The sequence below is a fragment of the Chryseobacterium gambrini genome (assembly GCF_900156825.1).
Lineage (GTDB): Bacteria > Bacteroidota > Bacteroidia > Flavobacteriales > Weeksellaceae > Chryseobacterium > Chryseobacterium gambrini.
In genome coordinates this window covers 143,582-156,887 of record NZ_FTOV01000010.1, presented here as the reverse complement: position 1 = coordinate 156,887, position 13,306 = coordinate 143,582, and the positions used below count along the sequence as shown (strand labels likewise).

Here is a 13,306-nt window from a genome sequence, read left to right as displayed (position 1 = left end):
CTAAAAGCCCGTTTTCTGTTGATTTTTGTATCTGTTTAAACCACCCCGTCAAAAATTCTATGAATTTTTGCCACCCCTCCAAAGGAGGGGAATTCAGAAGGGAAGATTACATTTATAAAGTTTCTTTTAGCCAGTCGAAGAATTCTCTTTGCCAAACCAAACCGTTTTGAGGATGCAACACCCAGTGATTTTCGTTCGGGAAATAAACCAATTTGGATTTCAAACCTCTCAGTTTTGCTGCCTGAAATGCTTCTTGACCCTGCTCGTAAGGAACACGGTAATCTATTCCGCCCTGAACGATCATGATCGGTTTGTTCCATTTATCAACAAAATTGCTAGGGTTAAATTCCGTATAAGCTTTTGGCTGTGGTTTTTCCCATGGTGAACCTAAATCCCAGTTCGCAAACCAAAGTTCTTCTGTTGTTAAATACCAAGATTTCATATCAAATAATCCATCATGAGCAATGAACGTTTTGAATCTGTTTTCGTGAATTCCGGCTAACATAAATACGCTGTATCCTCCATAACTTGCTCCGACAGCCGCTACTCTGCTTCCGTCAACGTAAGGTAAAGTTTTTGCGTAATCTGTTGCGGCCAAATAATCTCTCATTGGTTGTCCTCCCCAGTCTCTTGAGATTTCTTCATTCCATTTTGTTCCCCAACCCGGCATTCCTCTTCTGTTTGGTGCAACAACAATGTATCCGTTGGCTGCCATTAAAGCAAAGTTCCATCTTGTGCTGAAGAACTGTGTTAAGGCAGATTGCGGACCTCCCTGACAATAAACAAGGGTTGGATATTTTTTGTTTGGGTCAAAGTTTGGCGGATAATGGAACCACACTCCCATTTCTTTTCCGTCCGAAGTTTTCACCATTTTCAGTTCAGATTTTCCCTGAGCCAACTGTGCATACATTTCTTTATTGGCTTCCGTAACCTGCTTCATTTCTCCGTTTTTAAGGTTGACAGAGAAAATATCTGTGGCGTGATTGATATCGGTTCTTCCTACCAAAAGTGAAGTTTTCTGATCGGCAAAAATTTCGTTCACATCAAAATCACCTTTTGTGATCTGCTGCACTTTAGCATTTTTAGGATCTAAAGAGAATAACTGCTTTGTTCCTCTGAAAGCTGCCGTGAAATAGATCATTTTTGAATCTCCGCTCCAGAAAACATCTCCGGAAACACTTTCGTCCCAACCTGCGGTGAGGTTTGTTGTTTTTCCGGATTTCCAATCCATGATTTTTACATCATTTTTATCGGCTTCATAACCGTCTCTTGCCATACTCTGCCACAAAAGTGATTTTCCGTCCGGACTGAATTTCGGATTAACGTCGTATCCTTTATTGGATTCGGTTAAATTTTTTGTTGTTCCTGAAGCAAGATCGTATGCAAAAATATCTGTGTTTGTGCTTGTAGAGTATTCTTTGCCGCTTTTCGGTTTAGTTACATATAAAAGCTGTGCAGAATCCGGGCTCCAGATGAAATCTTCTGCTCCGCCGAAAGGTCTTTGCGGAGAATCCCACATCTTCCCTTCCAGTAAATCTTTTGCAGAATCTGCTTTATCTGAAACATTTACTACGAAAACATGATTGTACTTTCCTTCATTAAAATAATCCCAGTGTCTGTGATTCAGATCTGTATAAACCTGCGCGGTGGTTTTCGGAGTATCGGAATATTTGTCTTTTCCCATTACTTTTTCTACCAAAACCTGCTTGCTGAAAGCTATTTTTTTACCGTCGGGAGAAATAACAATATTATCTGCTTCACCGATGGTGTAAAACTCCGTCCATGTTTTACCGTTGTCTTTTGAAAGAAAAATCTTATCGCCTTCCTGCGCGTACAATCCGTTTTTATCCCACTGAATCAGTGCTTTTTTGCCTAAATCAACTTTCACGGACTGATTGTTGAGAACATTCAGGAAATAGTTCTCGCTTTTTGTTTTTTCGGTTTTAAGATCGGTCTGTCCTATTTTATAGATTAACGAAGACTGATCGGGAGAAACTGCCTGTACTCCAACTTTTTTCAAAGTCCATAAAATTTCAGGCGTCATTAGTTGTTGTGCATTCATTAAGAGCGGAGCTGCCAAAGCCAGCAGACTGTACTTAAGTTTCATATTAATTCATTTTTTATGACTTTATCATTCAATCCAATCATAAAGTCTTTATTTAATTCAAAGATTGCCAAAGTTAACTATTTTTAAAACACAAACGCGCACAAAAAATCGCCTGTCGTTTTAACAGGCGATTTTTATATCATTTTAAATTTTAAATTAATCTCCGTCCGAAAACATTGAGTTTGCCAGTGAGCTGACAATGGAAAGCAGGATGCTGAAAATCAGTGCCCACAAAAATCCGTCTACCATCATGCTGTCTATAAAATAATCGGCGATCAGGATGATAATTGCATTGATTACTAAGGTGAACAGCCCCAATGTAATAATCGTTAAAGGCAATCCCAAAATATTAAGAACAGGTTTTACAATTAAATTTAAAAGCCCTAAAACGATGGCAAAAATGATCGCTCCGCCAAATCCTGTAAAGTGTACTCCCGGTAAAATCCATGTTAAAAGATAGGCAACAATGGCCGTTACCAAAAGTCGAATAATTAAGTTCATAGTATGATTTTTAATGTTGTTGATGCGTGTTCCTGTGCAAAAGCTATTCCACTTGTTATAAAAAATTATCTGATCTTCATCATCGTAACCAAAGACGTGGCAACGTGACTTTCGGAAGCTCCGTCTTCATCTACCACATAAATTTCGGTGCGGATCACACTGATCTTTGAACCTCCTTTTATTACGTAGGATTTTGAAACTAAAGCGTCTCCGATGGCTGGTCTTAAATAATTGACTTTCAACTCAACGGTTACGACATAACAGTCTTCTTCGTAATGACTTACTGCCGCATAACCTGAAGAAACATCCACCAAAGAAGCAATCATGGCTCCGTTGAACATTCCCGCTTTTCTTGTCATGAGTTCCATTTTCGGGATTTTCATGGAAATGAAGTCGGTTTCCACTTCCAACAGTTCGGCTTTGTAGAATTTTAATGTCTCGGAGCGGTTGAAGCTGTCGGTGATGAGCTGTTTTTTATGGGGTGTCATTTTTTGTTTATAATTTGAACACAAGTTGCACAATTTTTTTTACAAATGCGAAAATATTATGCTTGCTTTTGATTTAAACACAAATGGCACGAGTAGATTTCACAAATGGCGCAAATATTTTAACCATGAAGGATGTTTGAGAGGTTAAGAATTATTGAGTTTTGGCTGAAGTTATTTAAACACAAATGGCACAGATAGATTTCACAAATTTTATGTTTAAAAACGAATTGCACGAATAATTTGTTCACAAATTTCGCAAATGTTATGTTGCTGTTATTTAAATGATTAAAAATCGAAGTTTGTGTTTAAGCACAAATAGCACGAATAGATTTCGCAAATGGCGCAAATATTTTAACCGTTAAGGATATTTGAGAGGTTAAGAATTATTAAGTTGGACTAAAGCCATTTTTAAGTTTAAGAATTATTATGTTTTGGCTGAAGTTATTTAAACACAAATGGCACAGATAGATTTCACAAATTTTATGTTTAAAAACGAATTGCACGAATAATTTGTTCACAAATTTCGCAAATGTTATGTTGCTGTTATTTAAATGATTAAAAATCGAAGTTTGTGTTTAAGCACAAATAGCACGAATAGATTTCGCAAATGGCGCAAATATTTTAACCGTTAAGGATATTTGAGAGGTTAAGAATTATTAAGTTGGACTAAAGCCATTTTTAAGTTTAAGAATTATTATGTTTTGGCTGAAGCCGTTGAAATTTGACAAAATTTGAAAGCGGACTAAAGTCCGCTCCTATTGATGTTTCGTTGTGGTATTTGTGTTTAATCTTTAGTTTAAAACAATCTGAAATTGCTCATCCATCGATAAAACACCTTCTGCCACACTTTCGGGATGGGTGGTGAAGCCTTTTAATTTTGAGGTTTTGCCTTTTAAGACCAAATCCATTAGCTGTTTGTCCGACAGTTTTTTTCCGAAGATCTCAAAGGAAACTTTAAAGCCGCAGTTTTTAAAATCGGAGCATCCGACAGCGGTTTTTCCTTTCATTAAATGATGTTCTTTGCATTTCGGGCATTTGGTTTCTTCCCACGACTGAAGTTCTTTTTTAACGGCAGGTTCGCGTTTTTTCTTTTCTTTTACCTCTTCCACTTTTTCTTCTTCCAAAGAAATGACTTTTCCTTTTCCGTCGACTACTTTTTTGGTAAGCTCCGTCACCATCTGGATGAGCTCTTCCTTAAAATGATTGGCTTCATATTCGCCTTTTTCAATTTTTCGGAGTTTCAGTTCCCATTCTCCGGTTAATTCGGGACTTTTCAGCAATTCATCTTCAATGGTGTCAATCAGCTGAATTCCGGTTTGGGTGGCGATGAGATTTTTTCTTTTCTTCTCGATATATTTCCGCTTGAAAAGGGTTTCGATAATATTGGCGCGGGTTGAAGGTCTTCCGATACCGTTGTTTTTCAGGAGTTCGCGCAGTTCATCATCTTCCACCTGTTTTCCTGCGGTTTCCATAGCTCTCAGCAAAGTTGCTTCCGTGTAAGGTTTTGGCGGAGTCGTTTTTCCCTGATGGATCATCGGATCATGCGGTCCGGTTTCTCCGACGGTAAATTCGGGAATGGTCTGTTCTTCTTCCTTTTCTTTTTCTTTATCATTGGGTTCTTCTTTCGGTTCTTTGGCATAAACGGCTCTCCATCCCGGTTCCAGAACCTGTCTTCCGCTGGTTTTGAAAGGAATGGTTCCTACTTTTCCTTCTACTAAAGTATTGGAAATTTTACACTCGGGATAAAATACGGCAATGAAACGTTTCGCTACGAGATCATAGACCAGTTTTTCTTCCCTGCTTAAATTCTGGGAAGGCGGAACTTCCGTCGGAATGATTGCGTGGTGATCTGTTACTTTGGTATCATCAAAAACCGCTTTCGATTTGGGAATCGGAGCTTCCAGTAAAGGGGCGATAAGTTCCTGATAGAAATACATTTTCTTCAGAATTCCTTCTATTTTCGGATATAAACTTTCAGACAAGTACGTTGTATCCACACGCGGATAAGTAACGTGCTTTTTCTCGTAAAGACTCTGAATATAATTTAAAGTATTCTCCGCAGAATAACCGTATTTTTTGTTGGCTTCCACCTGAAGTGCCGTTAAATCGAACAGTCTTGGATTTTTTTCTTTTCCTTCTTTAATTTCAAAAGAAACGATTTCGAAAGGATTCTGTTTTAAATATTCCAGCCCTTTTTCTGCTCGTTCCAAAGTTTTGAGACGGTCGATGGCGGCGTTAAAAATAACTTCGCGGTATTTGGTTTTCAGTTCCCAATATTCTTCGGTGGTAAAAGCATCAATTTCTTTCTGACGCTGAACGAGCATTGCCAAAGTGGGAGTCTGCACTCTTCCGATGGAAAGAACGGCTTTATTTCCCCCAAATTTTTTGGTGAAAAGCCGCGTTGCATTGATTCCTAATAACCAATCTCCAATCGCTCTTGCATTTCCGGCTAGGTAGAGATTTTTGTACTCTTCGGCAGGTTTTAAATTGGCAAAACCTTCTTTAATGGCTTCTTCGGTAAGGGAAGAAATCCACAAACGCTGAATGGGCTTGTTGCATTTTGCTTTCTGTAAAACCCATCTCTGGATCAGTTCTCCTTCCTGACCGGCATCCCCGCAATTGATGACCTCATCACATTCTTCAACTAATCTTTCAATAACTTTAAACTGATTTTCTACGCCTTTGTTGGGAATTAATTTGATCCCGAAATTATTGGGAATAATGGGCAGCAAAAACAGATTCCACGATTTGTACTGCGGACCGTAATCGTGAGGTTCTTTGAGGGTGCAAAGATGCCCGAAAGTCCATGTCACACAATAGCCGTTTCCTTCCATATAGCCCTGTTTCGGCGTGGTGGCGCCCAACACTTTGGCGATATCTCTGGCAACACTGGGTTTTTCGGCAATACAAAGTTTCATGAATGTCTCGGAATTTTTTGGAGAGGGCAAAAATCGGGAATTTTTTTGGATTTTGCTAATTTGCGGATTGTTGGTTGAAAATGTGGATGATATATTTTAGAATGATGTTGTTCATTTCTAATTTATTGTGATAAAATATTTTCTTCAGGCGCTTAAATTATAAATACAGGTGCTCATATCATATTTACAGGTGAAAGAATATTACTTACAGTTGATCAAAATATAAATACAGATAATCAAATTACAATTACAGAAGAAAGAATATTACTTACAGGCGCTCAAAATATAAATACAGTTGCTCATATTAGATTTACAGAAGAAAGAATATTACTTACAGATTATCAAAATATCAATACAATTAATCAAATTATAATTATAAAGTGTAGGAATTATAATTTGATAATACAAAAATATAATTTTACATAATGAATATTTAAATAATGTTAAAAAAATATGATTTTACTTACATCTACCCGGTTAAAATGAAAAAATCTGCATAATTAGACAACCTTTACTATTAGCCGCTTTTAGTTTTGAAAAATTTATTAGGTTGGTAGAAATTATTATTATACTTTTATCGCATTAATAACTATGTTAACAATATTTAAACAATGAAACTATTTAGAATTTCAATTTTAGCAATTGGACTGATCCTGACATCTTGTAAGAATGAACAGACAAAAGAACAAACTAAGGAACAAACTGAGCAACAAGCTAAAGAAAACACCACTAATATTGTAAGACCGGAGCCAAAAACAACTGTATCCGGTACTTCTTTTATAGATGAAAGTGAGAATACTTACGATAAGCAATTTCAATCAGGATTTTATACAAAAGAAAAATATACTATTGTAAGTTATACCACGAATGCTAAATTTGCTGAAAAAGACATCGAGTATGGTGCGCCAAACGAAGAACAACAATTATTAGCTGTAAACGTTGGTCTTGAGAGTCTTGAGTGTCTAGGAAGATTTTCTACAATGAATACAAGTTTATCTATTCATTTAAATGATAAAGCTGAAGAAATACAAAATTTCACTTCTTTTACACCAGCATTTTACAAAGCAAATCCTGATGCTGTAAATATTGCAACAGACAATAATAATCTAATTTTAAAGAAAGGTGAAAAAGCTGAAAGAGTATTTTATTTTATAATACCTAAAGATGCAGATCTGTCTAAAGCATATTTAACCCTGTATAGAGGAAGTGATATAAAGGAACTTAAGGTACAATTAAATCCATAATTTTTGAAAAAGTTTTCATGTAAATAATTGGTTTGATAAATTAAGTATTCACTATGAAATAAACAGGATAAGATGAAATATTTTATCCTGTTTTTTTTTGAGTTAATTTAAAATAATCTATATAGACTATGTCTCTGTGTGGTAAAAAATAATTAAACCTAACTGTAGGATAAAGTAGTGGCTATTAAAGTTAATATGAAAGGAAAATCTGAAATTAAAAAAGCTCCCTTAAAAAAGAGAGCTTTAAAACAATTCACACGATATCACTACACTTCCATCGGAACTTCCATGAGGAGAATCTCTGTGTTTTCCGATGTGGATTTTATGTTTAATTCGGAAATATCCCAAATTCCGAAGCCGTCTCTTTCTTCGAGTTGCTGTCCTTCAATTTCTGCGCTTCCTTTGATGATGAAAACGTAGACGCCGTTTCCTTTTTTCTTTATCTGATATCGGGTTTCAGCCGTATTTTCAAAATCTCCGAGATGAAACCATGCTTCCTGATGAATCCATATTCCGTCGTCTTGAGGATCGGGTGAAAGGATCTGCTGAAATCTGTTTTGGCTTTTCGTTCTGTCGAGTTTCATCTGGTCGTATCTCGGCGTTACATTTCTTTTATTGGGATAAACCCAGATTTGCAGAAATTTAACCCAATCGCCTTCATCTTTACTGAATTCACTGTGCATTAATCCAGTTCCGGCGCTCATCACCTGAATTTCGCCGCCTTTTATTTCGTTATGGTTTCCCAGATTATCATGATGGATCAGGGTTCCTTCCAGTGCAATGCTGATGATTTCCATATTGTCGTGAGGATGTGTTCCAAAACCTTTTCCTGCGGCTACGGTATCATCATTCAGAACTCTTAAGGCACCGAACTGCATTTTTTCGGGGTCATAAAATTCTCCGAAGCTGAAGGTCTTTTTACTGATCAGCCACTGTTCGTTGGTTACTCCTCTTGAATCTGCGCGGTGCACGACTCTGTTTTCAGGCTTTTTTGCTGCTGCAAAACTGTTTTCCACCTCGTTGAACAGCAATCCGCTTCCGCCGCCGTAATGTTCTATTACTTTTATATTTTCATCAAAATTTCTGCAAAAAACACTGATCTGTTTTTCGAACTGTTCTTCCAGACCGGAACTCAGCAAAACAATATCGACGGGATTATTTTTGATAAAATCCTGACTCTTGCTTTCATCACTCAGAATTTCAGCCTTCCATCCATCATTTTTTTCGATAATTCTTTGTAAGGTTGCAAGAATTTCGTCATTTTTTCCGATTACCAAAAAGTTCAGTGCTTTCATTTTGATTCAATTAAAAGTTAATGGTTTACAATTTTAAAATTTTACAGTTCTTCTTTGAACCATACATCGCTGTATTCATCGGGACGGCGTTTGAACTGGGCATGAACATAAGGACACAGCGGAACAATTTTGAGATGATTTTCTCTTGCATAGGACACCAGTTTTTCCAGCAGGATCTTTGCAAATCCTCTGCCTTCAAATTCTTCGTTTACTTCTGTATGATACACCGTTAGTTTATCTTTAATGACGGAGATGTCCATTTTCCCTGCTTTTTTATCGTCTGAGAAAAGCTGAATCTCTCCTCTTACATTTCCTAAAACAACTTCTGTTCTTTCCATGATTTTGATTTTTAATAATGATGTAAAATTAGGCAGCCTGAATTTGCCGGATCATGATGTATGATAATAAATCGGTTTTATTTTGATTAAACTGAAAGAAGCCGTGAATTTTTTTTAACATGATGAACATAAATTTTCTGTCTTTATTGTTGTAATTTTCTTGTTTGCGAAGGTGTTACACGCAGCGGAGGCTTGATTTTCGGAACATCAACAGAAAGTTGAAAGCTATTATTCGGCTTTTTTGATCGAAATCACAGGTGAATTGATAGTATTTTCAAAAATTAAATCATTAAAAATCAAAACATTAAAACAAGAGATCAATTTATTTGCTAAAAAGTCTACTTTTTTAGTGGACTAATAGAAAAATATGTTTTATATTTGCAACCGTAATCAGGATATAATAATACAATGAAAGCAGAATTCAAGAACAGCAGCGTAAGAAAACATATCAATCATTTTATGATGATGTATTGCTGTATGCCTATGCTTCATTCCTGTTGTGGTTAACCTTACTTTTATATGACATATTTCTAAAGGCTTTACCACGTTGTAGAGCCTTTTTTATTTTAAAAACAACATTAAAAAATATCATGAATACTAATAAAAACAAATGGCTGATTCCTATAGCCTTCACCAATATTTATGTAATATGGGGAATTACTTTCCTCGCCATTTCTTTCGGGTTAAACGGATTTCCGCCTTTTATTCTTTCGGGGTTCAGATTTTTAGGAGCAGGAATAATAATGATCGGATATCTGCTCGTAAAAGGTGAAAAAGCCAATTCTGCCATTAACTGGAAAAAAAATGCCATCACCGGAATTCTCATCCTTACGGGAGGAACGGGATTGGTTGCGTGGGGAGAACAATACGTAACCGCTTCTGAAGCAGCCATCGCTATTGCAACCGGACCATTCTGGTTTATCGCCATTGATAAGAAAAACTGGAGTTATTATTTCTCGGATAAGTTTATTCCTTTAGGTTTGGTGATCGGGTTTGCAGGACTTATTTTATTTCTTAACGGAAGTGTAAGTGGTTCCGGCTCACATATACAAACGGCAGATGCTTCAATCAGGATAATTGCATTTGTTGTTCTGGGCTTAAGTTCCGTAGCGTGGGTTTTAGGATCTCTTTATTCCAAAAAAAATCCGGCCGGTCATTCAACTTTTATGAATATTGCCCAACAGCTTATTACTGCCGGTATCGCTTCATTTATTATTGCGTTTTTCAGAAATGAATGGACTGGTTTTTCAATCGTAAAAGTACCGTTAAACGCCTGGTTAGGATTGTTTTTCCTTATTGTATTCGGATCGATTATCGCTTATCTTTCGTATATCTGGCTTTTGTCTGTAAAACCTGCCGCTTTGGTAAGCACGCATACTTACATCAACCCTATTGTTACTGTAATTGCGGGTTGGATCGTTGCAAATCAGACCATTAACATCAACCAGTTTTACGGACTGATTGTTATTCTTGCCGGAGTTCTTTTAACGAACGTGACTAAATATTTTAAGCTTTCCAAGCGGTCTAAGGTGAAAATAAGAAGAGTGATAAGACACGTAAACAAAAACGCAAGACCTTATCAGCCAATATAAAATTTAAGTAAAAAATGATAGAGATAAAGAATGTTTCAAAAACATTTCATCAGAAGAAACAGTCGTTTAAGGCGCTGAATAATGTAAGTCTGAGGATTGAACAGGGCGATATTGTAGGAATCATCGGATTTTCGGGAGCGGGAAAAAGTACCTTAATCCGAACGGTGAATCTTCTTGAAAAACCTGACAGCGGTGAAATTGTGATTAACGGAAAGGATTTTACGAAGTTAAATTCGAGACAATTAGCACAGGAAAGGAAAAAGATCGGGATGATTTTTCAGCATTTCAATCTGCTTTCTTCGAGAACTGTTTTTGAAAATATTGCGCTTCCGTTAGAGCTGGATCATGTCAGCAAAACTGAAATTAATAAAAAAGTAAATGAACTGCTGAAAATCGTAGGACTGGAAGAGAAAGCTCATGATTATCCTAAAAGTCTTTCGGGAGGACAAAAACAGAGGGTTGCCATTGCAAGGGCTTTAGCAAATGATCCTTATCTCCTGCTCTGTGATGAGGCGACGAGTGCGCTCGATCCTGCAACTACACAATCGATTTTACAATTGTTGAGGGATATTAATCAGAGACTTGGAATTACGATTTTGCTGATTACGCACGAAATGGAAGTCATCAAAACGGTCTGCAACCATGTTGCGGTAATCGACAAAGGTCAACTATTAATTAAAGGAACTTTGAGCGAGATTGTCTCAAACAAAGAGAATCCTATCATCAAACAATTTTTAAACTCTAGTGTTATGACGATACCACAGGAACTGAATAAAAAACTACAGAAAGAGCCACAAGACGGATTATTTCCATTGGTGGAAGTAGAACTTAATGAAAATATATCGGTGGAAGAACTGCTTTCCATTGTTTACGATAAATATAAAATTCCATACAAACTGCTGAAAGCGGATGTTGAATATTTAGGCGATTCCAATTTTGGAAAACTATTGCTTCAGCTTCAGGGAGAAGAGGAGAAAAATCAGCAGGCCATTTATTATTTCAATCAGAATAAAATTCAAAATACGGTAAGAGGATATGCTTAGTGATACAGTGATTTCTCTTTTATCAAAGGGAATTTGGGAAACGGTTTTTATGACGTTTGTTTCGGGGTTTTTCGGATTTGTTCTGGGTTTGCCTGTCGGAATTCTATTGTTTTTAACGCGGAAAGGACAGCTTTTGGAAAATGTAATCTATAACAGGATTTTATCTGTTCTGGTGAATATTTTCCGTTCTATTCCTTTTATTATTTTAATTGTATGGATGATTCCTTTCACGAGAAATCTGGTGGGAACATCAATTGGAGTAAACGCAGCTTTGGTTCCATTAAGCATCGGAGCGGCTCCTTTTATTGCAAGACTGGTAGAAAACAGCTTACTGGAAGTTCCTTATGGTTTAATTGAAACCGCAAGAGCTTTGGGAGCAAGTCCGTTTCAGATCATCAGAAAAATACTGTTGCCGGAAGCACTTCCTTCCTTAATTAATAATGCAACAATTACCTTAATTACGCTTGTCGGCTATTCTGCGATGGGAGGTGCTGTCGGAGCAGGAGGATTGGGACAGATTGGTTATCAGTACGGCTACATCGGTTATGATGCGGTAATCATGAATCTTGTGTTGGGATTGCTGGTTGCGATTGTTTTTATCATTCAGTTTTCGGGAAACCGATTAGCGAAGAGGTTTGATCATCGTTGAGTTTTTTTAGTGGGAGGGTTTTTGTGTTGGAGGGTTTTTGTGTTGGAGGGTGTGAGTGTTTGAGTGTGAGAGAGTGTGAGTGAGAGTGTGTGTGAGTATTTTGAAAATAATGTGATAAGTGTGAATGTGAAATAGTGTGATGGTTTGAAAATTTCAGCCATCAATCGGGCGAAAATCAGCAAAAAGGAGTAAAAGCCATATTTTATTTATTAAAGAATTTAAAAAATCTAACCTTTTTGCTTTTCGCCCTTTTTTTAAAAGAAAATAATTTACAATGAAAAAAATAAAGATTTTAAGTTTTTTAGCAGCGGGTTTGTTAGCATTTACCGGCTGTAATTCATCCAAAAAAGAGGATCCGAACTTTATAAAAGTGGGAATAACTTCCGGACCGGAACAGGAAATTGCCGAAGTGGCGAAAAAAGTAGCGAAGGAAAAATACAACCTTGAAGTAGAACTGGTTTCTTTCAACGATTATGTGGTTCCCAATGAAGCCCTGAATAACGGCGATATTGATGCCAACGCTTTTCAGCACGTTCCTTATTTAACCGAGCAATCCAAACAGAGAGGATATAAATTAGCGGTTGTAGGAAATACTTTTGTCTACCCTATCGTTGCGTATTCAAAGAAAATTAAAAGTATTAATGAACTTCAGAACGGAAGTACCATCGTTATTCCGAATGATCCTACCAATGGCGGCCGTTCCCTACTTCTTTTACAGAAAAACGGTTTGCTGAAACTGAAAGACGGCATCGGATTACTACCCAAATTAACGGATATTGTCGCAAATCCTAAACAGTTAAATATCCTTGAAATTGAAGCGCCGCAACTGCCGAGAGTGTTGGATGATAAAGAAGTGGTGATTGCCATTATCAACAATAATTTTGCGGCTCAGGCGGGATTGGATGCCGATAAACAGGGAATTTTTAAAGAAGATAAAGATTCTCCTTATGTAAATGTAATTGTTTCCAGAGAAGATAACAAGATGTCCGAAAAGGTGAAAAATTTCGTAAAAGCCTATGAATCTGATGAAGTGGTAAAAAAGGCGGAAGAAATTTTCAAAGGCGGTGCTGTGAAAGGCTGGAACTGATTTGGTGAATGGTTAATAGTGAATTCTTTGATAATGCCGCAGAA

Annotated in this window: 11 protein-coding genes; 5 read left to right on the top strand and 6 right to left on the bottom strand. The window is 36.8% G+C overall.

All coding sequences use genetic code 11. The features are described from left to right. Window positions 1-112: 112 nt before the first annotated feature. From BW951_RS16670 to BW951_RS16655, 4 genes are all read right to left on the bottom strand, one after another. Window positions 113-2,107, bottom strand: coding sequence for a S9 family peptidase (locus BW951_RS16670; RefSeq protein ID WP_076394952.1), 1,995 nt, complete (start codon window positions 2,105-2,107; stop codon window positions 113-115). 156 nt (window positions 2,108-2,263) lie between these two features. Beyond that, window positions 2,264-2,608 (bottom strand): phage holin family protein, encoded by a 345-nt coding sequence (locus BW951_RS16665; protein WP_076394950.1) that lies wholly within the window; start codon window positions 2,606-2,608, stop codon window positions 2,264-2,266. 65 nt (window positions 2,609-2,673) lie between these two features. Continuing rightward, window positions 2,674-3,096, bottom strand: a complete 423-nt coding sequence (locus tag BW951_RS16660; protein WP_076394948.1) for a PaaI family thioesterase — start codon at window positions 3,094-3,096, stop codon at window positions 2,674-2,676. Between the two features lie 791 nt (window positions 3,097-3,887). Further along, window positions 3,888-6,014 (bottom strand): type IA DNA topoisomerase, encoded by a 2,127-nt coding sequence (locus tag BW951_RS16655; protein WP_076394946.1) that lies wholly within the window; start codon window positions 6,012-6,014, stop codon window positions 3,888-3,890. A 611-nt stretch (window positions 6,015-6,625) separates the two neighbouring features. Between BW951_RS16655 and BW951_RS16650 the strand changes: the two genes are divergently transcribed. Further along, the gene (locus BW951_RS16650; RefSeq protein ID WP_076394944.1) at window positions 6,626-7,258 is read left to right on the top strand and encodes a hypothetical protein; all 633 of its coding nucleotides are present in this window, start codon (window positions 6,626-6,628) and stop codon (window positions 7,256-7,258) included. Between the two features lie 266 nt (window positions 7,259-7,524). On the opposite strand, the gene BW951_RS16645 is transcribed toward BW951_RS16650, so the two are convergent. Together BW951_RS16645 and BW951_RS16640 are read right to left on the bottom strand one after the other, a co-directional pair. Beyond that, window positions 7,525-8,553 carry a pirin family protein gene (locus BW951_RS16645; RefSeq protein ID WP_084196471.1) on the bottom strand — a complete coding sequence of 343 codons (1,029 nt, stop codon included), beginning with the start codon at window positions 8,551-8,553 and terminating at the stop codon, window positions 7,525-7,527. 41 nt (window positions 8,554-8,594) lie between these two features. Continuing rightward, window positions 8,595-8,891, bottom strand: a complete 297-nt coding sequence (locus tag BW951_RS16640; RefSeq protein ID WP_076394942.1) for a GNAT family N-acetyltransferase — start codon at window positions 8,889-8,891, stop codon at window positions 8,595-8,597. A gap of 590 nt (window positions 8,892-9,481) precedes the next feature. On the opposite strand from BW951_RS16640, the gene BW951_RS16635 reads away from it, so the two are divergent. The 4 genes from BW951_RS16635 to metQ all read left to right on the top strand — a co-directional run bounded on the left by BW951_RS16635 (window position 9,482) and on the right by metQ (window position 13,262). Beyond that, the gene (locus tag BW951_RS16635) at window positions 9,482-10,483 is read left to right on the top strand and encodes an EamA family transporter (RefSeq protein ID WP_076394940.1); all 1,002 of its coding nucleotides are present in this window, start codon (window positions 9,482-9,484) and stop codon (window positions 10,481-10,483) included. Between the two features lie 14 nt (window positions 10,484-10,497). Further along, a complete protein-coding gene (locus tag BW951_RS16630; RefSeq protein ID WP_076394938.1) occupies window positions 10,498-11,526 on the top strand; it encodes a methionine ABC transporter ATP-binding protein in 1,029 nt (342 codons plus the stop codon). Further along, window positions 11,519-12,175 (top strand): methionine ABC transporter permease MetI, encoded by a 657-nt coding sequence (gene metI, locus BW951_RS16625; RefSeq protein ID WP_076394936.1) that lies wholly within the window; start codon window positions 11,519-11,521, stop codon window positions 12,173-12,175. The genes BW951_RS16630 and metI overlap by 8 nt, the downstream gene beginning before the upstream one ends. Window positions 12,176-12,449: 274 nt before the next feature. Further along, on the top strand, window positions 12,450-13,262 hold the full coding sequence (gene metQ, locus BW951_RS16620) for a methionine ABC transporter substrate-binding lipoprotein MetQ (RefSeq protein ID WP_076394933.1): 813 nt from the start codon (window positions 12,450-12,452) through the stop codon (window positions 13,260-13,262). Window positions 13,263-13,306: the final 44 nt, after the last annotated feature.